The sequence below is a fragment of the Amycolatopsis sp. NPDC114478 genome (assembly GCF_055633805.1).
The window spans coordinates 323,018-343,813 of the sequence record NZ_JBVKDO010000005.1 but is presented as its reverse complement, the minus strand read 5'-3'; the positions used below and the strand labels follow the sequence as shown (position 1 = coordinate 343,813).

The window sequence follows — 20,796 nt, the reverse complement described above, 5'->3', positions numbered from 1 at the left end:
GGGGACACCGGCGTCACGGCCAGACTGGGGGTCAGAGCTTGATGACCGTTCCTTCGATACCCGAGCGGTGCGCCGCCTCGATCACGCGCAGGGCTTCGACCGACGACTCCGGGTCGACCGGGAAGTCGCCCTCGCCGCGCAGGGCGTCGCGCACGTCGGCGTAGAACCGCTCGTAGCGGCCCACCTCGGTGGGGACCGTCTTGACGTCGTTGCCGACGCCGATGCGGCCCGCGTCCGACGCAGGCTCGATGGCCCAGCCGTCGTCGCCGGGGCGCATGCCCGCCTTGATCTGGGGTTCCTGCACGTCGAGGCCGTACTTGGTGAACGTGGCCTGGTCGCCGAGCACCCGGAACCGAGGGTTCAGCGTGCCGGCGAGCGCGGACGCCCACAGGTGCGACCGGACGCCGTTGGCGTGCTTCAACGCGACGAACACGTCGTCGTCGACCTGGACGCCGGCGCGGCGGCGGTCGGTCTCCGCGTAGACCTGCGTGACCGGGCCGAACAGCTGCAGCGCCTGGTCGACGATGTGCGCGCCGAGGTCGTAGAGCAGGCCGCCGGCCTCGGCCGGGTCGCCGAACTCGCGCCAGTTGTCCTTGGGCTTGGGCACCCAGCGGTCGTAGCGGGACTCGAAGCGGAAGACCTCGCCGAGCTTGCCGGACTCGAGGACCTTCCGGACGGTGAGGAAGTCCGAGTCGAGCCGCCGGTTCTGGAAGACCGTCAGGCCGACGCCCGCCGCCTTCGCCGCGGCGACGACCTGCTCGGCTTCGAGCGCGGTCGGCGCGAACGGCTTGTCGACGACCACCGGCAGGCCGGCCTCGATCGCCCGCAGCGCGAGCGGGACGTGCGTGCGGTTGGGCGTGCTGACCACGACGAGGTCGAGGTCGCCGGCCCGCTCGAACAGCGCGTCGGCGTCCGGGACGACCTCCGCGCCGGGGTGGTCGGCGCGTGCCTGGGCGGCGTTGCTCGAGGTCGTGATCACCGCGGGGGTGAGCCCGGGCGTCGCCGCCACCAGCGGCGCGTGGAAGACGCGGCCGCCGATGCCGTACCCGAGGATGCCCACGCGCAAGTCACTCATGCCACCATTAAACAACAGTGTTGCTTAATTGGCCAGGCGTGGGAAGATCCTGTCCATGGCGGACACCGGGGTGAACCTGCGCAACGTGCGCGAGCACAACCGCGCCCTGCTGCTCACGCACATCCTGCGCGCCGGCGGCCTCAGCCGCGTGGAGCTCGCCGAACGCACCGGGCTCACCCAGCAGGCCGTCTCCAAGATCGTGCCCGAGCTCCTCGACGCCGGCCTGCTGGACGAGGAGCGCCAGGCCTCGACGGGGGTCGGCAAGCCCCGCACGCAGCTGACCATCCGGGCCGGCGCCCGCCACGCGCTCGGCGCGCGCCTGGACCGCGACGAGTACCGCGTCCTGCGCACCAACCTCATCGGCGAGGTCGAGGAGACGGCGGGCGGCCCGCTCCCGGCCGGCTTCACACCCGAGCAGGCCGTCGAAGCCATCGGGACGACCGCGCTCGAACTCGCCGACGGCTTCGACGTGCTCGGCCTCGGGCTCGGCGCCGTCGGTCCGCTGGACCACCTCGCCGGCCTGGTCCGCGACGCGACGAACATGCCCGGCTGGCACGACGTCCCCCTGCGCGACCTGCTCGAGAAGCGCACCGGGCTGCCGGTGACGCTCGACAAGAACACCAACGCCGCCGCGTTCGCCCGGCTCTGGCCGCACGGCGAGCCGACGGCGACCGCGGTGGTGCTCGTCGGCACCGGCATCGGCGTCGGCCTGCTGATCGACGGGCGCCTCTACCGCGGCCCGCGGACCAACGCGGGTGAGTTCGGGCACACCACGATCGCCTTCGACGGACCCGTCTGCGCCTGCGGGCGACGCGGCTGCGTCGAGATCATGGCCAAGCGGGCGCCCGACACGCGGACCGCCGCGGGCTTCCTCGGGATCGGCCTCGCCGACCTCGTCCAGGTGCTCGACCTGGAGCGGATCGTGCTGGCCGGACGCGCCGTGCGGGACGAACCGGACGTCCACCGAGAGGCCGTTTCGGCGCGGCTGGCGGAGCTGCTGCCGCTGCCGCAGTGGCAGCGGATCGAGGTCGTCGAGGACGACGGCGGCGAGGAGATCGTCACGCGCGGAGCCGCCGCGGAGGTCCTGGCCTCGTACTACGCGAATCCGGCATGATCACCGCCTTCACCTCGGCGACGGGCGCCGACCGCTAACATCCGCACTCGTGCCAGAGGAGACCACGCGCGAGCCGGAGGCCGGCCCCGTGACGCTTACCCGGGCGGAACGGGTCGTGCCGAGCTGGAACGAACCCCTCGCGGCGGCGGTCACCAGACCGATCGGCGGCCCGCTCGGCGAGCACGCGGCGGTCGGCCGGCACTGGTTCTGGTCGCCGCAGCGCGTCGGCCTGCTGCTGGCCACGCTCGCGCTGATGCTCTGCTGGTTCGGCAAGGGCTCCTGCATCCAGCAGTACCAGGACTCCAGCGGCGCCACTCAGCTCGACTGGCGCGCGGGCCGCCCGTTCGTCGCGATGTGCTACTCGGACATCGTGCCGCTCTACAGCTCCGAGCGGCTCGACCGGCCGGGCACCTTCCCGTACTACACGTCGTGGAAGGAAAGCTCGCAGACCGCGGAGAACAACACCCGGTACATGGAGTACCCGGTGTTCACCGGCCTCTTCCAGTGGGCGAACGCGAAGCTCGCGGCGGGCTGGCTGGACGTCGCCCAGAGCGGCTGGCTGCCCGGCGCGCTGCCGGTCGCGGTCTACTTCGACCTCACCGCGTTCTTCCTGGCGCTGGCCTGGCTGGTCACCGTGTGGGCGACCGGCCGGACGATGAAACGCCGCCCGTGGGACATGGTGCTGGTGGCGGTCTCACCGCTGGTGCTCGTGCACGCGTTCACGAACTTCGACGCGATCGCGACGGCGTTCACCGCGACCGGCCTGCTCGCCTGGGCGCGCAAACGCCCGCTGCTCGCCGGGCTCCTGCTCGGCCTGGGCGCGACGGCGAAGCTGTACCCGCTGTTCCTCCTCGGCGTGCTGTTCTTCCTGTGCCTGCGCGCGGGGAAGCTCACGCCGTTCTGGAAGACCGCGGCCGCCACCATCGCGACGTGGCTGGCGGTGAACGCGCCGTTCATCCTCACCGCGACCCGCGGCTGGTGGGAGTTCTTCCGGATGAACACGCTGCGGCCGATGGACCCGGACTCGCTGTACAACGTCTTCTCGTACACCACGGGCTGGGCCGGCTTCGACGGCGTGCTGCAGAAGAACCAGAACCCGGCGTACCTCAATCTGACGGTCGCCGTGCTGTTCCTCGCCTGCTGCGCGGGCATCGCCTACATCGCGCTCGCCGCCCCGCGCCGGCCGCGCGTCGGCCAGCTCGCGTTCCTCGTCGTGGCGGCGTTCCTGCTGACGAACAAGGTGTGGAGCCCGCAGTACTCGCTGTGGCTGGTGCCGCTGGCCGTGCTGGCGATCCCGCGCTGGCGGCTGCTGCTCGGCTGGATGCTGATCGACGCCCTGGTCTGGGTGCCGCGGATGTTCTACTACCTCGGCGTCGACCACAAGGGCCTGCCGGAGGGCTGGTTCCTCGGCACGGTCGGGGTCCGCGACCTCGCCGTCGCCGCGCTGTGCGTGCTGGTCGTGCGCGAGATCTACCAGCCGGGCACCGACCTGGTCCGGGCCGCCGGCGACGACGACCCGGCGGGCGGCTTCCTCGACGGCGCCCGGGACGTGATCGTCCCGAACGCCGTCCGGCGCCGCCGCAAGACCGTGGCTGCTTAACCCAGCTGTTCGCGCAGGTAGGCGATGTCGGCGGCCTGGCCGTCGGGCGGCGTCTCGACGACGACCGGCGCGCCGGCGGCCCGCGCGACCTCGACCAGCACCTCGGGGTCGATCGTGCCCTCGCCCTCGACGACGTTGGCGTGCCGGTCGCGGGTCGAGCCGAACTCGTCGCGGGAGTTGTTCAGGTGCACCAGGTCGATCCGGCCGGTGATGGCCTTGACCTTTTCGACGGCGGTCGCGAGGTCCCAGCCCGCGGCGTACGCGTGGCAGGTGTCCAGGCAGAACCCGGCGCCGAACTCGCCGACCTTGTCCCAGAGCCGGGCGATGACGTCGAGGTCGCGGGTGATCGCGTTCTCACCGCCCGCGGTGTTCTCGATCAGGATCGGGACCTTGAAGCCGCCCTTCTCCTGCTCGCGCTCGAAGAGCTTGCGCCAGTTGTCCAGGCCGACCTCGACGTCGTCGGTGTCGCCGACGTGCCCGCCGTGCACGATCAGGCCCTTCGCGCCGACGGCCGCCGCGCCGTCCGCGTGCTGCGTGACGTTCTTGCGGGAGGGGATCCGGATCCGGTTGTTCAGCGAAGCCACGTTGATGAGGTAGGGGGAGTGGATGAACACCTCGACGGGGTCGGCCTTGATGGCTTCGCCGTGGGGGTGCGGCTTCGGGGCCTTCCAGCCTTGCGGGTCGGAGAGGAAGAACTGGACGACGTCGGCTTTGCGCTCGGCGACCGCGGTCAACGGGTCGTCGTCACGGACATGGGCGCCAATCAGCATGCCGAGCACGCTACTCCGGGTGCTTCTTTCCCCTGTGGGACCGGCTGGTGACGCTCGTGGAGTACCGTGAGCGCGTTCCGTGATCCAGATTGGTCCGACTGCCGGAGGGCATCGATGGGGAAGCAGCTCACCCGGATCACCGCACTTGGATTCACTCTTGCCGCTTCGGCCGCGCTGGTCGCGCCAGGCGTCGCGAGCGCGGACACCAGTCCCACCCTCGGCGGCGACTGCTCGGCCACCCTCCAGAACGGCCAGGCCCGCGACGCGAAGACCGGCCTGGTCCTCGACGCCGGCGCCCCGCTGAACGCTCCCGACCGGCTGACCGCCGGGCTCGACTCCAGCGCCAAGAACACGAACGGCTCGGCCCCGCTGCTCACCCTGCCGGTGGGCGACACCGTGCGAGCGCTCGGCGTCGGCGACGTGCCGGTGGTCGGCGACGCGGCGGCGAAGACCGTCTGCCCGGCCGCGCAGAGCGTCGTGAACACCGTCGGCGGCGTGACCCAGGGCGTGGCCGAACAGCTGCCCCCGCTGCCGCTCCCGCCGAACCCGAACCCGCCGGCTCCGCCCGCACCGCCCGCACCGCCGGCCCTGCCCGGCCCGACGCCGCCGGGGCAGAACCCGCCCGGGAACAGCACCGGCCCGGTGACCACCGGTCCCGGCAACGCGGGCCTGCCGGGTGACGCGATCTCGGGCATCTTCAGCAACGCCTCGCTGCTGCCGGGCAGCCTGGTCCAGGCCCCGGTGATCGCGCAGATCATCCCCGGCCAGCAGATCCCGACGGTCGACGAGCAGAAGTCCGGCACGGCCGAGGCGCTGCCCGCGGTCACGCCGCCGGCGAAGCTGCCGGTACTGCTCGCGGTCCTGGCGCTGGCGGTCGTCGCCGCGGCCCTCGTCCGGGCCTGGATCCGGCGCAAGCCCGCCTGATCTCACCCAAGGTGACGTCCGCTTCCACTCGAATGCCGGACATTTCTGAGCGAGCGGGCGTCACCGCGCTGCCTTAACGTCGTTGTTCTGGGGGAGAGACGACGAGGCAAGGGGCGGCGAGTATGCAGGATCGGACACGGAGGGCAACGGCGGTCGGAGCGACGGCGTTCGTGCTCGCGGGTTCGGCCGTGCTCGGCATGCCCGGCACCGCTTCCGCCGACACCAAGACCGTGCCCTGCGGCAGTACCGTGGAGGCGAAGCCGGGCGACCACATCCAGGGGACCCTGCTCGGGCTGCCGCTGCCGGTCGACCTGGGCATCGTCGGGCAGGCGACCACCGTGCTCACGAGCACGGTCGGCGGCCTGCTCAACACGGTCTGCAAGGTCACCGTGAACGTCGTGAACACCGTCGTCTCGCCGGTCCCGGTGGTCGGCGCGCCCGCGGCGAGCGCGATCAACCAGGGCGTCGACGGCGTCAACTCGGCCGCGACCGGCGGCCTCAACACGATCAACGGCGGCGGCAAGCAGTCGTCGCCGCAGCCCGGTACCGGGGGCAACCCGCAGCAGCCGCCGCAGTCCGGCGGGACCGGCGGCGCGCCGCAGGGTGGCACCCCGCAGGGCACCACGCCGATCCCCGACGCCAACAGCCCGCTCCTGCCCGGCTTCTCGAGCACGCCGGTGTTCGGCGGCTTCCCGTTCACCGTGGGCACCGGGTACGCGCCGATGCGGGACTACAGCGGCATCCCGTTCGCGACCGCGGGGTTGTTCACGCCGTCGCCCGCCCTCCGGTACGGCAGCCAGATCCCGGGCTACGCGCCGCAGTACGGCCTCAACGGGCCGGACCAGAACGCCGCGGGCAACTCCGGCATCCAGACGGCTGGCCAGGCCGAAGCGCTACCGTCGGTGTCCAACGGTTTCACGGACGGGTCGAATCTGCCCCTGCTGATCGCGGTGCTGGCACTCTCCGGAGTCAGCGCGGGCCTCGTGCGGACTTGGGTGCTCCGCCGAATGGCCGCTGCGAATTGACCCGACTGCCGAGTATCTTTCGCGTATCGCCTTCGTTGATCCTGTTGCCTGGAACGACGCCCCCGTAAAGCTTTGGAGGACCTGCACGTGCGGAAGATCCTGACCGCCACCGCCATGGCCGCGTTCTTGGCCGGCGGCGCATTCCTTTCCACGGGCACCGCGTCGGCCACCCAGCAGGTGGTCAGCACCAGCTGCACGGGCACGGTCACCGGCCAGATGGGCGACCAGGTCGCGATCGACGGGGCTTCGGTCAAGACCCTCGTCACCAACGGGGCGAACAACGCCGGGACACTCGCGGTCGGCAGCTGGGCCGGCGACTCCATCGCCAAGAACCACGCGATCCCCGTGGGCCAGGTGCCGAACGCCGCCGGCGGTGAAGCGACCGGAGCCGCGATCGGCAAGGCCGTGCGCACCGCGCTGGCCAACTCCGGTACGTGGGGACTCGGCCTCGACTGGAACAAGACGTTGAACAGCGTGGAGAGCACAGTCGCGAACGCCTGCAATCTCACCCTGCTCGCCGGCAACTACGTCGCACCGAGCACTCCCGGCCAGCAGGGCACCGGCGGCACCGGCACCACGCCGGGCGGCACCGGGACCGGCCCCGGCGGCAGCACCGGCAACCTCTCGAACCTGAACCCCGGCACGGCGGGTGGCACGGGCGGCAGCGCCCCGATGCGCGACTACAGCGGCATCCCGACGGCGACCGCCGGGACGGCCGTCGCCCCGGGTGCGCGGTACCCCGCGAACGGGACGCTCCCCGGTGACGCTTCCGCCCCGCAGGCGGGTCAGGGCGACCAGAGCGGCCAGAGCGCCGGCATCCGGGACGCGGGCAACGCGCAGTCGCTCGCCTCGAACGGCGGGTCGAACGACGTCCAGCTGCCGATGCTGCTCGCGGTGATCGTGCTGGCCGGCGTCACGGCGGGGCTCGTCCGCACGTGGGTCCTGCGCCGCGCGAGCTGACCCCGGCGTCCGGCCCCCGGAGCACCCCCAGGTAGCCTTACCTGGACAAACCCTCCTGCCACGGACAGTCCGTGGCCGCGAGCCCATAGGAGGTGAGTGGTTGTGTCACGCCATTACGAGGTAATGGTCATCCTGGACCCCACGCTCGACGAGCGCACGGTCGCCCCCACGCTGGACAACTTCCTCAACGTGATCCGCACTTCGGGCGGTTCCGTGGAGAAGGTCGACGTCTGGGGCCGTCGTCGCCTCTCGTACGAGATCAAGAAGCACGCCGAGGGCATCTACGCGCTCCTCGACCTGAACTCGTCCTCGGACGCGGTGAAGGAGCTGGACCGCCAGCTGTCGCTGCAGGAGACCGTGCTCCGCACCAAGGTCATGCGTCGCGAGGTCAAGCGCGCCGCGGCCAAGCCCGCCGCCGCCAAGGCCTGAGCCGAAGGGGATTCCCGATGGCTGGAGACACCGTCATCACGGTGATCGGCAACCTGACGTCCGATCCGGAACTGCGCTTCACCCCGTCCGGTGCGGCGGTCGCGAACTTCACCGTCGCGTCCACGCCCCGCACGCTCGACAAGCAGTCGGGCGAGTGGAAGGACGGCGAGGCGCTGTTCCTGCGCTGCAACATCTGGCGCCAGGCGGCGGAGAACGTCGCCGAGTCCCTGACCCGCGGCGCCCGCGTCGTCGTGCAGGGCCGCCTCAAGCAGCGGTCGTTCGAGACGAAGGAAGGCGAGAAGCGCACCGTCGTCGAGCTCGAGGTCGACGAGATCGGGCCCTCGCTGCGCTACGCCACGGCCAAGGTCAACAAGGTCAGCCGCGGTGGCGGCGGCGGTGACTTCGGCGGCGGCGGTGGCGGTGGCAACCGCGGTGGCGGAGGCGGCGCGCCCGCCGACGACCCGTGGGGTTCGGCCCCGCCCGCCGGTGGCGGCGGGGGCGGCGGCTTCTCGGACGAGCCCCCCTTCTGATCTCGCACACATCCGCAAAGATTTGAATTACCAGGAGTAGACAGTGGCCAAGCCACCCATTCGCAAGCCCAAGAAGAAGGTCTGCGTGTTCTGCAAGGCCGAGAAGAAGGGCCGCCCGGAACTGATCGACTACAAGGACACCAACCTGCTGCGGAAGTACATCTCCGACCGCGGCAAGATCCGTGCCCGTCGCGTCACCGGCAACTGCAGCCAGCACCAGCGTGACATCGCCATCGCGGTCAAGAACTCCCGCGAGATGGCGCTGCTGCCCTACACCTCGACCGCGCGCTAAGGGAGGGCACAGACATGGCGAAGATCATCCTCACCACGGACGTGGCCAACCTCGGCGGCCCCGGCGACATCGTCGAGGTCAAGGACGGTTACGCGCGCAACTACCTGCTCCCGCGGGGCTACGCGATCGTGGCCTCCAAGGGCGCGGAGAAGAACGTCCGCACGATCCAGCGCGCGCAGGAGAGCCGTCGCATCCGCGACCTCGACCACGCCAAGGAGATCAAGGCGACGCTGGAGGGCCTCGGCGCCATCCAGCTCACCGGCAAGGCGGCCGAGGGCTCGAAGAAGCTCTTCGGTTCGATCACCGCCGGCGAGATCGTCGACGCGATCAAGGCGGCCGGTGGCCCGCTGCTCGACAAGCGCGTCATCGAGCTGCGCGACCACATCAAGACCGTCGGCAAGCACTCGGTCGGCGCCCGGCTGCACCCGGACGTCAAGGTCGACGTGCGCCTCGAGGTCAAGGCCTCGCAGTAAGGCAGTACGCGTGACGAAGGCGGGTCGCTCCCTGGTGGGCGGCCCGCCTTCACGCGTTTCGGGGGAACCCCGGACAGACGGCGGCCGTCGTAGGACAATGGAGCGGGACGCGAAGGGAGCGCACTCGGATGGGTAACGAGGTCAACATGTCCGCGCCGTCCGGCGGAGGGGGATTCACGTTCGACGCCGACAAGATCGACGGCGTGATCAAGAAGTGGCAGGACCTCCAGGCCGACCTCAAGCGCGACTACGACGACGCCAACCTGATGGCGAACGTCAAGGCGCCCGGCAAGGAGTTCGCCAGCGGCGACTGGGAGAAGCTCGCGAACCCGTCCGGCAAGGCGTTCCTCGAGCAGAACTCCAAGATGCAGGAGTACGTCAAGAACTACATCGAAGCCTTGACGGCCGCGAAGCAGAAGATCACCACCAAGGAGTCGGAGACCCGGGCCGACCTCTCGAAGACGGGGAACCAGGCCACGTGAACCGACGACTCCTCGCCGTTCCGGCACTGGTCTTCGCCGTGCTCGCCGTCGCGGGCTGTTCGGGCAAGACCCGCGGCACCGCCAGCCCCGCGGCGACCGCGGAGACGAGCAGCAGCGAGACCTCCCGGTCCGCCGCCGACTCCGCGCCGCGCGTGCCGGAGCCGTTGAACACCGCGAACATCACGTCGGACGCGTGCAACTCCATCAACGCGGCCGGCCGCGCCACGCTGGGCCTCGGCGACGGCTCCCCGCGCAGCACGGGCAACGGCCCGAGCTGCACGTACCAGGAAGCCGCCGACCCGGGCAACCAGATCGACGTGACCACGGTGACGGCGAACAAGAACGGGCTCCAGGACGTCTACGACACCAAGGCGAACGACGCCTACTTCGGCGAGTCGCAGGCCTACGGGTACCCGGCCGTCTACGCCGCCGCGCTGGACGACCGCAAGAACGGCAAGTGCGGCCTGTTCGTCGGGGTGACTAACGAGCTGGCGGTCAACATCCTGGTCCAGTACGACCACGGCGCCGGCGCGTCGGACCCGTGCTCGGTCGCGGGGAAGTTCGGCGAAGCGATGATCCAGACCTTGATGGGGGGCTGAGATGCTGGAACTGGTCCTGCTCGGCGGCTTCGCCGCGTACAACATGGCCACCACGCACTCGGACGACCACGCGTCGGTACAGGGCGACCGCAAGATCGACTGCTACGACATCTGGCACCAGATCACCACCGGCCCGGGCACCGGCTCGATCCAGAACGGGCAGGCGGCGGCGAGCCGGCTGAAGGGCGCGTACGCGGACCGGCTCACCACCATCGACACCCTGGCCAAGGAGATGGACGCGGCCTGGACCGGCAGCGGCTCGGACGCGGCGCAGAACGCCGGCGCGCACCCTCTGCGGGTGTGGATGGAGGACTCGGGGACCAAGCTCACCGACTCCGACAAGTACCTCGGCGAGCAGAACACCGCGTTCACCACGGTGCACGCGCAGGTGCAGGAGGTCCCGAAGGACCCGCCGAAGAACAACCTGCTCAACGCGGTGACGCCGTGGACGACCGACACCGACCGGGCGATCCGCGACTACAACACCAAGGGCCAGGCCAACGTCGACGCCTTCAACACCTACTACAAGGCGAGCAACGACAACGGCCAGAAGATGCCGACGTACTCCGCGCTCAAGGGGCAGCAGGAGAACGTCAACGTCGACAACGGCAAGGACGGCAAGGACGGCAAGAAGAAGCCGGGTGACGACGGCAACGGCAACGGCAACGGCGGAGGTGCTCCGGGCACCGGTCCCGGCGGCGTGAACATCCCGGGGCCGGGCGGGGTCCCGTCGTTCAACGGCCGGCCGCCGAACATCCCTGGTGGCGGTTTCGACCCGTCGAAGGTGCCGGGCGGTGGTTACGACCCGTCCAAGGTGCCGAGCTTCGACCCGGGGAAGGTGCCCGGCGGTGGCTACGACCCGTCGAAGCTTCCCGGTGGCGGTAACTACACCCCGCCGAACTTCAACGACGGCACGCACTCGTCGGGCTTCTCGCCGTCGGACGTGCCGGGGATGCCGGGCTTCGGCCCCGGCGGTAGCACGCCGAGCTTCTCCGGTGGCGGGGGCAGCGGGTTCGGCCCCGGCGGGTCGGGCGGGGTCGGCGACCCGACGGCGGGCTTCGGCCCGGGCGGCGGCGCGGGCTTCGGGCCCGGCGGCTCGAGCGGCGCGGCCCTGCCGGGTGGCGCGGGCGCGGCCGGCGCGGGCCGGGGCGGCATGGGGGCCGGCGGCGCGATGGGCGCGGGCGGCGCGGCGGCCGGGCGCGCGGGTTCCACCGGGATGGGTGGCATGGGCGGCATGGGCCACGGCGCCAAGGGCCAGGGCGGCGGCGACGAAGAACGCACTTCGAAGTACCTCGTCGGCGACGACCCGAACGACATCTTCGGGACCGACGAGCTGACGGCCCCGCCGGTCATCGGCGAGTAGCGCACGCGGGACGGCCGGGCGCGTGCCAAGATGGGCGCGCCCGGCGTTTTCGCTGCACCGGGTTCGGATTCCTACTGGGGGAAAGCGTGCTGGACAGGCAGGTCACCATTTCGACCGGCACCCTGATCAACCTGATCAGGCGCCGGGGCGGCGAGCCGCACACGGTGCTGTCCGAGACGCCGACCTGGTACAGCGACGAGGCCCAGCGCGCCGAGGACGAGCGGGTCAACGCCGAGCTCGCCAAGGCCGGTCTGTACGGCCCGCGCGGCATGCACCCCGGGTTCGTCGCGACGATCGAAGCGATCGCCCGGCCGCAGCTGGAGTACTACGGCTGGATCGACGGCGGGTTCCAGGGCAAGCCGGTCAGCTACCGGCTGCTGGCCGGCAGCGCCGGCGGCGAGGCGTTCGTGCTGGCCAAGCACGAAGAGCTGGACGTCGCCGTGCTGGAGTCATCGCGGCCGGGAGAGCTGCTCGACGACTTCCTGGGGCAGATCCCGAAGCTGGCGCCCGGGCGCGGGACGCCGCTCGCGGTGCCGAAGAGCCAGCTCGAGGGGACCGCCCGCGGTGATGACGGCGGTGCGTACGCGGTGCTCCGCAACGACCGCCCGGCCGAGGGCTCGCAGGAGGTCGAAGAGCTCCGGCGGATCCTTTCGCTACGCCGAATGGGGAGCGGCAGCCTGTACGTGGCGGCCCGCAGCCGCACCGGCGGCCGGCACCGGATCGAACGGCCGGTGAACTACATCGATACCTCGGAAGGCCGATGGCTGACCGAAGAGGTTCCGGGGCGCGGGGAGAACCGGATCGCCTTCACCCCGGCCGACCAGCGCGTTCTCGCTGACCGGTTACGCAGCGCACAGGGCAGGCTCACCGCGGCCTGACCCGTCGGCCGTTCAGCCCACCGGGTTACGGCTCTACCCTCCGTGATATTCATCCACAGGCCGCGTGGCCCAATGGTCTCCGGCTGGTCCACGACACGCCGAACAACGGGTTTCACGCGACACGCCGAACGAGTTTTCGGCAAGTTCTCCACACCTTGTTCACAGGCGTTGACCTGCGGGTTCACCGAAGCCGATCAACCTTGTCCCCAACTTGTCCACAGCTCTGGCGCCACCTGTGACTGGTTACCCCCATTCATCCCCAGGTTGTCCACAGAAGGGTCCCCATCCTGAATTGCCATCCGCCTTCCGGGGGATCTAGCGTGCCCGCTCGGGCCTGTACTCACGGTGGCGCTCCGCGTGTCTAAGACGACTGACGGACGTTGTCCCCGATCATCGGGGAGGGGCCCGGAGACGGGTGACGCGGATCGAGCCGCGTGCTTCGAGAGCGAAGATCCGGCATACTCGAACGAGTGTTCGACACGATGAGGAGGTGTCCGGGGCGGTGGCGCTGACCGACGATCGCAGTCCGATGTACGCGGAGTCCGACCCGGGGCCGAGCGACCCCGGTCCCGGGGGTGGCGGTGGCGGGTTCGACCGCCAGCCGCCGCAGGACATCGCGGCCGAGCAGTCCGTGCTCGGCGGCATGCTGCTGTCCAAGGACGCGGTCGCCGACGTCATCGAGGCGCTCGGCCCCGACGACTTCTACCGGCCCGCGCACCAGGCGATCTACGACTGCATCCTCGACCTCTACGGCCGCGGCGAGCCCGCCGACCCGATCACCATCTCGGCGGAGCTGGAGCGGCGCGGCGAGCTGGGCCGCGTCGGCGGCGCGCCGTACCTGCACACGCTGATCGCGACGGTGCCGACGGCGGCGAACGCGGGCTACTACGCGGAGATCGTCGCCGAGAAGGCGGTGCTGCGCCGGCTGGTCGAGGCGGGCACCCGGATCGTGCAGTACGGCTACGGCGCGGCCGCGGCCGACGGCGCGAACATCGACGAGGTCGTCGACCGGGCGCAGGCCGCGATCTACGACGTCACCGAGCGCCGGACCAGCGAGGACTACGTCGCGCTGGAAGAGCTGCTGCAGCCGACGATGGACGAGATCGACGCCATCGCCTCGCGCGGCGGCCAGTCCCAGGGCATCCCGACCGGGTTCACCGACTTCGACGAGCTGACCAACGGGCTGCACCCGGGTCAGATGATCATCGTCGCGGCCCGTCCCGGTGTCGGCAAGTCGACATTGGGGCTGGACTTCGCGCGCTCGGCGTCCATCCGGCACGGCCTGACCAGCGTCATCTTCTCGCTGGAAATGAGCCGGACCGAGATCGTCATGCGCATGCTCTCGGCCGAGGCCAAGATCCGCCTCGCCGACATGCGCGGCGGCAAGATGTCCGACGACGACTGGACGCGGCTGGCCCGCCGGATGAGCGAGGTCTCCGAGGCACCGCTGTTCGTCGACGACTCGCCGAACATGACGATGATGGAGATCCGCGCGAAGGCGCGGCGGCTGAAGCAGCGCAACGACCTCAAGCTCGTCGTCCTCGACTACCTCCAGCTGATGACGTCCGGCAAGCGCGTCGAGTCGCGGCAGCAGGAGGTCTCGGAGTTCTCGCGGCAGATGAAGCTGCTGGCGAAGGAGATCGAGGTCCCGGTGATCGCGATCAGCCAGCTGAACCGTGGTCCGGAGCAGCGGACGGACAAGCGCCCGATGCTGTCCGACCTGCGTGAGTCCGGCTCCCTGGAGCAGGACGCCGACCTCGTCATCCTGGTCAACCGGCCGGACGCGTGGGAGCGCGACGACCCGCGCGCGGGCGAAGCGGACCTGATCATCGCGAAGCACCGTGCCGGCCCGACGGCGACGATCACCGTCGCCCACCAGCTGCACTACAGCCGGTTCGTGGACCTCTCCCACGACTAACCGAGCGCGCTGTACCCGCGGACGAACGCCGTGAGGAGCCGGCCGAAGTTCTCGCGGTCCTCCTCCGGCCAGTCCGCCATCACCTCGGCGAACACCGAGCGCCGGAACGCGTGCAGCTCGTCGAGGTGCGCCTGGCCGGCCTCCGTCGGCACGAGCACGGCACGCCGTCCGTCGCGCTGATCGGCTTCGCGGCGGAGCAGGCCCTGCTCGACCGCGCGCGCCACCAGCCGGCTCGCGCGCGGCTGGTCGACGCCCATCTCCGCGCTCAACGCGGTCACCGTGCCGGCCTCACCGCGTTCGGTGAGCTCTTCGACGACGTCGAGCAGTTCGCGCACCGGGTCGTGCGCGCCCTGGCCGCGGGCCTTGCCGATCCGGCTCAGCGCCCGCCGCTGCTGGCTCCGGCGGATCGCGATCATGGCGCGCTCGACCTCGGCCACCGCGTCCGTCATGGTTGCTCCACCTCCAAACTGCATGTACTTTTACATGTAGTTGTTCACCGACATCATCGGAGTCCCCGTGAAACCCCTGGGATGGCACCTGCGCCACGTCCACGAGCTCCTCGAATCCTCCATGGCCCAGGCCATCGACGCGGAATCGCTGAGTCGCCGGCACTGGCAGGTACTCAACACGATCGCCCTCGGCGCCCGCACGCCGGAGCAGGTCGGCGCGGCACTGGCCCCGTTCGGCGAGACAGCCCGCCAGCTGGCCGACCTCCGGACCCGCGGGTGGGTCGCCGAAAACGGCGAGCTCACCGACGTCGGCCGCGCGGCCCACGCCCGGGTCGAGGCGCGCGTCCACGCGTTCCGCACCACGGTGACCGACGGCATCAGCGACGACGACTACCGCACGACGATCCGCACCTTGGAGCGCTGCGCGGCGAACCTCGAGAGCCGCTGAAGGAATATCCCGGACGGCGCCGGCGTCAGGTATCCTAGTAGTTGAACTTTCAAGCACTGGAGCCGTCGATGACCCGCACCCCGGTCCTCTACCTCAGCCACGGAGCGCCGCCGCTCGCCGACGACACCACGTGGACCCGCCAGCTCGCCGCCTGGTCGGCCGACCTGCCCAAGCCCCGCGCGATCCTCGTCGTGTCGGCGCACTGGGAGGAGGCCCCGCTGACCATCGCGGCCACGACGACCGTGCCGCTCGTGTACGACTTCTGGGGCTTCCCCGACCGCTACTACCAGGTGAAGTACGCGGCGCCGGGCGCGCCGGAGCTGGCCGAGAAGGTGCGGAAACTGCTCCGCTCGACGGACACACCAGTGCACGACGCGCCGGAGCGCGGCCTCGACCACGGCGCCTACGTGCCGCTGGTCGAGATGTACCCCGACGCCGACGTGCCGGTGCTGCAGGTGTCGATGCCCTCGCTCGACCCGCAGGAGCTGTTCGACCTCGGCCGCAAGCTCGCGCCGCTGCGCGACGAAGGTGTGCTGATCATCGGCAGCGGCTTCTTCACCCACAACCTGAGCGGCATGGCCCGCGCGACCGACGGGACGCCGCCCGCGTGGTCGGCCGAGTTCGACCACTGGGGCGACGAGGTCGTGCGCGGCGGAGACGTCGACGCGCTGCTCGACTTCCGGCACAAGGCGCCGGCGGCCACCCTCGCGCACCCGCGGATCGAGCACTTCGCGCCGCTGTTCGTCTCCCTCGGCGCGACCGCGGAGGAGAAGTCCGGCCGCACGGTGATCGACGGCTTCTGGCACGGCCTGGCGAAGCGGTCGCTGCAGTTCTCCTGACCTGCCCCGGAACACGAACGAGCCCCAGGAACCTGATCGGTTCCTGGGGCTCGCCGTCTCCAGGGAAGGAGCGTTCTCGCGATCGTCAGGCGCTCCGTGCGAGGAGACCTCGCGGCGCGGTGGAGCGCCTGCCGGGGGTTGGGGGCCGGGCGGGTTCTGGCTGAACCCGCCCGGCGTCACCGAACTACTTGCGCTTCACCAGGCCCAGCAGCTTCGCGAGGAAGCCGGTGGAGTCCAGGCCCGACATGGCCGGAACCTGCGCGGCCGGGGCGGCGCTGTCCAGCACCGGCAGCTTGGCGTTCACCGGCAGGGCCGGGGCGGCCGGCAGCGCCGGGGTCGCGGGCAGGGCCGGGGTCACCGGGATGGCGACCGGCAGCGTCGGGACGCCGCCACCCAGGGCGGGCAGCGCCGGCAGCGCGACGGGCAGCCCGCCGGTCGGCAGGTCCGCACGCTCGGAGCCGGGCAGCGCGCCCAGGGCGGGCACGGCCGGCAGGGCCGGGGCCGCGATCGGCAGGCCCGCGGTCGGCAGACCCGCGGTCGGCAGGTCCGCACGCTGCGTGTGGCCCGGCAGGGCACCACCCAGCGCCGACAGGCCGGTCACGGCGGGCAGCGCCGCGGTGTTGGGCAGGGTCGGCTTCGGCATCGCCGGGATGCCGCCCAGGTGCGCCAGCTGGGTCAGCCCGGCCAGCGGGTTGCCCCCGGTCGGCAGGTCGGCGCGCTGGGCACCGATCGGCGCGGCGGTCGGCAGCGCAGTCGGCAGCGAGGTCGGCAGCGAGGTCGGCAGCGAGGGCAGGCCCTGGGTGGGCAGCCCCGCCGTCGGCAGGCCGCTGGCGAGCCCGGTCAGCGAGGGCAGCTCGCCGGCACCCAGCTCCGAACCCTCGACCGGGTTCGCGATCGTCTCGGCCACGGCCGTGGGTTCGCCGTTGATGCTCGTCATGTCGGTCGCGTCCGCGGTGGCCACCCCGAGCAGCTCGAGGGGCACGCCGAAGATCTGCACCGGCGCCACGATGTCGTGGTAGAAGTTGTACCCCGACAGGCTCGACCCGTCACCCTCGGTGACCGGCTCGCCGCCGTTCTGCGTGGTCAGCGAGTTGTCGCCGACGGCGTGCGCGACGCCGCCCACGGTCACCGCGTCGCCGAACAGCTGCGCGATCGCCGTGGCCGGGATGTCGAGGATGTTGCCGGAGATGGCGCCCTCGACACCCGAGGTGGTGTCGTCGCCCGCGTTCTGCACGGACGTGGTGTTGATGCCGGTGCCGCTCGCGACACCCGCCGCGCTCACCGCGTCGCCGAAGACCTGCGCGACCGGCAGCGCGTCCGCGCCGATGATGTTGCCGGCCACGCTGCCGCGGTCACCGTTGGTGGTGGCGTCGCCGCCCGCCTGCGACTTGGTGTCGCTGGTGCCCAGGCCGTGGCCCAGGGCCGCACCCGCGACGCCGTCGCTGAACAGCTGCGCGACACCCCCGACCGGGGCCTTCACGATGTTGCCGGTCAGCGCACCGTCCTGGCCGTCGGTCAGCGCGTTGCCGCCCGCCTTGGAGTCGGTGATGTTGTCGTTCTCACCGGTGCCGATGCCCGCGAGGGCGGCACCGCTGCCGGCGGCCAGCACCGGGAGCGAGACCGGGGCCTCGACGATGTTGCCGGCGCCGGCGCCCGCGGGGCCGTTCGCCGTGACGTCGCCGCCCGCGTTGGACGTCGTGTCGGTCGAGCCCTTGCCGTGGCCCTGGCCGACGAACGCGCCACCGATGTTGGCGACCTGCACCGGCAGCGAGGCCGGCACGGTGCCCAGGTTCGAGCTCAGGAAGCCGTTGTCGTCGTGGGTGCTGCCCCCGCCGCCGCCGGAGACGACCTTGGTCTCGTCGGCCGAGCCGGAGCCCTGGCCGATGAAGGAGCCGCCCACGCCGAAGACCTCGGCGGGCAGGCCGACCGGCACCTGCACGACGTTGCCCGAGCCGGACGAGTTGTCGCCCTGGGTGCCGTCGTACGCCCCGGCGGTGACCGTCTTGTCCTCGGTCGCCGTGCCGGACGCGTTGCCGATGTGGCTGCCGCCGATACCGAAGACCTCGGGCGCGCCCGCGGTCTGGGTGTTGACGATGTTGCCGCCGAGGACGGAGTCGTTGCCCTTGGTGTAGCTGCCGTTGCCCGCGTTGGCGTCGGTCGTGTTGTCGTGCGCCGCGTTCGCCTGGCCGATGTACGTGCCACCGACGCCGAAGGCCTCGACCGGCAGCGCGACCGACGGGTTCAGGACGTTGCCCGAGCCGCTCGCGTTGTCACCGGCGGTCTTGACGAAGCCGCCCGAGTCGACCGTGCTGGAGGAGCTGCCGGCGTCGGGGATGCCCGCCGAGGCGTTGCCGATCCACGAGCCCGCGACACCCGCGACGTTCGCGATCGGGGACAGCGAGGCCGCCCCGCCGTTGCCGGACAGGAACGAGTCGTTGCCGCTCGTCTGGAGGTAGGTCGGGATCCCGAGGCTGCCCTCGCGGGTGTTCCCGGCCTTGGCGTCGGCGGAGGTGTTGCAGCCGTCGGAGTTCGACAGCGAGCCCCACACGGCGCCCGAGTTGCAGTTGAACTTGACCGGCAGGGCGATCGGCGCGCCGACCACGTTGCCCGAGCCGGAGCTGTTGTTGCCGGAGCTGAACAGCGAGCCGCCCGAGGTGGCGACCGTGTCGGCCGAGTAGCCGTGGCTCTGGCCGTTGCCGAGCAGGTACGACGCGGCGTTGCCGGTCACCTGCACGGGGGTGGCGAACTGGCCCGCGACCACGTTGCCGGAGAGGGCCGAGCCGTCGCCGTTCGTGTCGACGTTGCCGGTCTCGGTGGTGCTCTGGCTGGCCGACCCACCGGTCACGCGGCCGGTGCCGCCGGCGACGCCGCCGCCGTTCCCGGCGATCTGCACGGGGAGAGCCCAGTCGAGGGCGACCGCGTTGCCCGCGAGGCTGGAGTCCTGGCCCGTGGTCGCGATGTCCTGGTTGTGGTCCCAGGTCTGGGTGTGGTTGCCACCCTGGACGTTCGCGTCGCCGAGCACACCGACCGCGTTGTCCACGATCTGGATCGGGACGACGACGTCGCCGGTGACCTTGTTGCCCTTGAGGTTGTTGTGGCTCGGGGTGAAGGACCCGGCGCCGCTACCGGCAGCCCGGGTGACGTTGCCACCGAGGGTGCTCTGGCTGATCGGGCTCGCGTCGTCGAGCTGCTTCGCCGCTTCGTTCGCGGCGTTGGTGACCGGCTTGGTGCTCAGCTCCGTCTGCCCGGCGGGCAGGTCCAGCTGGCCGAAGGGGGTGCCGACCGCGTTGTTGGCTTCCTGGATGGGAGCCGTGACGTTCAGGTCGAGCGGGGAAGCCGGGGTGTCGGGGTTGACGTTCTCGTCAGCCGAGGCGATGCCGGTACCCAGCATCAGCAACCCACCCGTGACAAGTGCGGTCTGGAGTCCGCGCTTTGCCCACGTCTGCATGGGGTTTTTCTCCTTTATTTCGGGTTCCCTTGCGGGCTTATGGGGGTGCGCTCGTCGAATTCGAACGGAGTCCGAGCTGCACCGAGGGGAAGGAACTTCTTGCGGGCGCAACAAAGCGCACCGCCGTGTCACGGGTATCGCGCGGACGCAGGCGCCGTCAGATGAAGACGGACTTGGGCGCGTCAGCGACCCGTGAAGGGAGGTGTTCAGTCAGGAGTGACGCCGGGCTGCTCGCCCGGGGTGCGCATCGTGGTGCGCAGGCCGGCGCGGCTCATGGCCGCGACGGCGGAGTCGACGGCTTCGGTCGTCCAGAAGGGGACGCCGAAGTTGAGGCCGTCGAGGTGACCACCGGGGGCAGTGCTGCCACCCGGGGCGGTGGGGACGGACGGTGCGACCGGAAGCTGCACCGGGGCCAGCGGCGACGGCAGGTCACGGTGGGAATCGCGGGACTCGCCCGCGGCACCGGTGCCGTTGTCGTGCTGGAAACCCGTCGGCATCGCGAGCGCGGCTCGCAACGCGGCGGGGAGCTGGACGGTCGAGACGGCGACCGGGTCCGTGGCCTGGCCGATGCCCGTGGTCACCGGCGCCTGCTCGACCGGGGAGAGCCCCGGGAGCGACGGAACCAGGCCACCGTGGCCGGCCGGGTCGAGCAGCTGCAGGACGTCGTGGGCCGGCTCGGGGGTGAAGGTCTGCTCGAGGACCTGGCGGGTGTCCTGCGGCTGGCGGACGATGTGCTCGACCGCGCCGAGGGTGCGGTGCGCCGGGCTCACGACGGCGTCGTCGGCGAGGTCCGAAACCGAGTCGCCGACGCGGTCGGAGACCTCGTGCCCGAGGACGCGGGCGCACGGCGCGCTCCACGTCGTGACGCCCTGGTGGCAGCTCGTGCCGGCGACGTCGCCGGTCGCGTCCGAGGCGCCGTCGTTGACGTCCTTGACGCTGCCGGTCGCGGCCTCGGTGACCGGGGCGACGGAGGAGGTGCCCACCTCGACGGTGTCCGCGGAGGCGGTCGCACCGGAGACGAGCCACGCGGCGGCGGTACCGGCCACGGCACCGCCGAGCACCAGCAGCGCACGCGACACGAAGCGGCCGGCGCGCTTGGCGCCCTGCCCCTCGTTCGTCGCGTGGTCGGCCACTGGTGCGTCTCCTTCGAAACCGGGTGCTCGACGGCGATTGCCGTTGC

The 20,796-nt window shown here is 71.4% G+C and carries 21 protein-coding genes; 16 read left to right on the top strand and 5 right to left on the bottom strand.

Features of this window, described 5'->3' with window-relative positions; translation table 11 throughout:
• Nucleotides 1-31: 31 nt before the first annotated feature.
• Entirely contained in the window at nt 32-1,075 is a 1,044-nt protein-coding gene (locus ACZ7OH_RS17600; RefSeq protein WP_470281715.1) for a Gfo/Idh/MocA family oxidoreductase, read from the bottom strand.
• Between the two features lie 55 nt (nt 1,076-1,130).
• Between ACZ7OH_RS17600 and ACZ7OH_RS17595 the strand changes: the two genes are divergently transcribed.
• Together ACZ7OH_RS17595 and ACZ7OH_RS17590 are read left to right on the top strand one after the other, a co-directional pair.
• Nucleotides 1,131-2,189, top strand: coding sequence for an ROK family transcriptional regulator (locus tag ACZ7OH_RS17595; RefSeq protein ID WP_400897241.1), 1,059 nt, complete (start codon nt 1,131-1,133; stop codon nt 2,187-2,189).
• 49 nt (nt 2,190-2,238) lie between these two features.
• Nucleotides 2,239-3,789: a glycosyltransferase family 87 protein gene (locus ACZ7OH_RS17590; protein ID WP_470281714.1), complete on the top strand. Its 1,551-nt coding sequence runs from the start codon at nt 2,239-2,241 to the stop codon at nt 3,787-3,789.
• Here ACZ7OH_RS17590 and ACZ7OH_RS17585 read toward each other — a convergent pair.
• Nucleotides 3,786-4,559 (bottom strand): deoxyribonuclease IV, encoded by a 774-nt coding sequence (locus tag ACZ7OH_RS17585; RefSeq protein WP_470281713.1) that lies wholly within the window; start codon nt 4,557-4,559, stop codon nt 3,786-3,788. The two genes, ACZ7OH_RS17590 and ACZ7OH_RS17585, sit on opposite strands and share 4 nt — an antisense overlap.
• A gap of 114 nt (nt 4,560-4,673) precedes the next feature.
• Here ACZ7OH_RS17585 and ACZ7OH_RS17580 point away from each other — a divergent pair, with 114 nt between their 5' ends.
• The 12 genes from ACZ7OH_RS17580 to dnaB all read left to right on the top strand — a co-directional run bounded on the left by ACZ7OH_RS17580 (nt 4,674) and on the right by dnaB (nt 14,432).
• Nucleotides 4,674-5,483, top strand: coding sequence for a hypothetical protein (locus ACZ7OH_RS17580; protein ID WP_470281712.1), 810 nt, complete (start codon nt 4,674-4,676; stop codon nt 5,481-5,483).
• 122 nt (nt 5,484-5,605) lie between these two features.
• Nucleotides 5,606-6,508 (top strand): hypothetical protein, encoded by a 903-nt coding sequence (locus ACZ7OH_RS17575; RefSeq protein WP_470281711.1) that lies wholly within the window; start codon nt 5,606-5,608, stop codon nt 6,506-6,508.
• Nucleotides 6,509-6,622: 114 nt separating this feature from the next.
• Entirely contained in the window at nt 6,623-7,468 is an 846-nt protein-coding gene (locus ACZ7OH_RS17570) for a hypothetical protein (protein WP_470281864.1), read from the top strand.
• Nucleotides 7,469-7,570: 102 nt separating this feature from the next.
• Nucleotides 7,571-7,897, top strand: coding sequence for a 30S ribosomal protein S6 (gene rpsF, locus ACZ7OH_RS17565; protein ID WP_176173898.1), 327 nt, complete (start codon nt 7,571-7,573; stop codon nt 7,895-7,897).
• A gap of 17 nt (nt 7,898-7,914) precedes the next feature.
• Complete coding sequence (locus ACZ7OH_RS17560) at nt 7,915-8,427, top strand: single-stranded DNA-binding protein (RefSeq protein WP_470281710.1); 513 nt, start codon at nt 7,915-7,917, stop codon at nt 8,425-8,427.
• 43 nt (nt 8,428-8,470) lie between these two features.
• Nucleotides 8,471-8,719: a 30S ribosomal protein S18 gene (rpsR, locus tag ACZ7OH_RS17555; protein WP_003098744.1), complete on the top strand. Its 249-nt coding sequence runs from the start codon at nt 8,471-8,473 to the stop codon at nt 8,717-8,719.
• Between the two features lie 14 nt (nt 8,720-8,733).
• Nucleotides 8,734-9,192, top strand: a complete 459-nt coding sequence (rplI, locus tag ACZ7OH_RS17550; RefSeq protein WP_257926071.1) for a 50S ribosomal protein L9 — start codon at nt 8,734-8,736, stop codon at nt 9,190-9,192.
• Nucleotides 9,193-9,320: 128 nt separating this feature from the next.
• On the top strand, nt 9,321-9,674 hold the full coding sequence (locus tag ACZ7OH_RS17545; protein WP_400897252.1) for a hypothetical protein: 354 nt from the start codon (nt 9,321-9,323) through the stop codon (nt 9,672-9,674).
• Nucleotides 9,671-10,273, top strand: a complete 603-nt coding sequence (locus ACZ7OH_RS17540) for a DUF3558 domain-containing protein (RefSeq protein WP_470281709.1) — start codon at nt 9,671-9,673, stop codon at nt 10,271-10,273. Before ACZ7OH_RS17545 ends, ACZ7OH_RS17540 begins: the two co-directional genes overlap by 4 nt.
• A gap of 1 nt (nt 10,274) precedes the next feature.
• Complete coding sequence (locus tag ACZ7OH_RS17535; RefSeq protein ID WP_470281708.1) at nt 10,275-11,636, top strand: PPE domain-containing protein; 1,362 nt, start codon at nt 10,275-10,277, stop codon at nt 11,634-11,636.
• Nucleotides 11,637-11,722: 86 nt separating this feature from the next.
• Entirely contained in the window at nt 11,723-12,514 is a 792-nt protein-coding gene (locus ACZ7OH_RS17530; protein ID WP_470281707.1) for an ESX secretion-associated protein EspG, read from the top strand.
• 502 nt (nt 12,515-13,016) lie between these two features.
• On the top strand, nt 13,017-14,432 hold the full coding sequence (dnaB, locus tag ACZ7OH_RS17525; protein ID WP_436385367.1) for a replicative DNA helicase: 1,416 nt from the start codon (nt 13,017-13,019) through the stop codon (nt 14,430-14,432).
• Here dnaB and ACZ7OH_RS17520 read toward each other — a convergent pair.
• The gene (locus tag ACZ7OH_RS17520; protein ID WP_470281706.1) at nt 14,429-14,881 is read right to left on the bottom strand and encodes a MarR family winged helix-turn-helix transcriptional regulator; all 453 of its coding nucleotides are present in this window, start codon (nt 14,879-14,881) and stop codon (nt 14,429-14,431) included. The two genes, dnaB and ACZ7OH_RS17520, sit on opposite strands and share 4 nt — an antisense overlap.
• Nucleotides 14,882-14,948: 67 nt before the next feature.
• Here ACZ7OH_RS17520 and ACZ7OH_RS17515 point away from each other — a divergent pair, with 67 nt between their 5' ends.
• Both ACZ7OH_RS17515 and ACZ7OH_RS17510 read left to right on the top strand, forming a co-directional pair.
• Nucleotides 14,949-15,329: a helix-turn-helix domain-containing protein gene (locus ACZ7OH_RS17515; RefSeq protein ID WP_470281705.1), complete on the top strand. Its 381-nt coding sequence runs from the start codon at nt 14,949-14,951 to the stop codon at nt 15,327-15,329.
• A gap of 68 nt (nt 15,330-15,397) precedes the next feature.
• Nucleotides 15,398-16,168 carry a dioxygenase family protein gene (locus ACZ7OH_RS17510; RefSeq protein WP_470281704.1) on the top strand — a complete coding sequence of 257 codons (771 nt, stop codon included), beginning with the start codon at nt 15,398-15,400 and terminating at the stop codon, nt 16,166-16,168.
• Nucleotides 16,169-16,352: 184 nt separating this feature from the next.
• Here ACZ7OH_RS17510 and ACZ7OH_RS17505 read toward each other — a convergent pair whose 3' ends face one another.
• Nucleotides 16,353-19,616 (bottom strand): beta strand repeat-containing protein, encoded by a 3,264-nt coding sequence (locus ACZ7OH_RS17505; protein ID WP_470281703.1) that lies wholly within the window; start codon nt 19,614-19,616, stop codon nt 16,353-16,355.
• Between the two features lie 206 nt (nt 19,617-19,822).
• Nucleotides 19,823-20,749 carry a hypothetical protein gene (locus ACZ7OH_RS17500; protein ID WP_470281702.1) on the bottom strand — a complete coding sequence of 309 codons (927 nt, stop codon included), beginning with the start codon at nt 20,747-20,749 and terminating at the stop codon, nt 19,823-19,825.
• Nucleotides 20,750-20,796 lie beyond the last annotated feature (47 nt).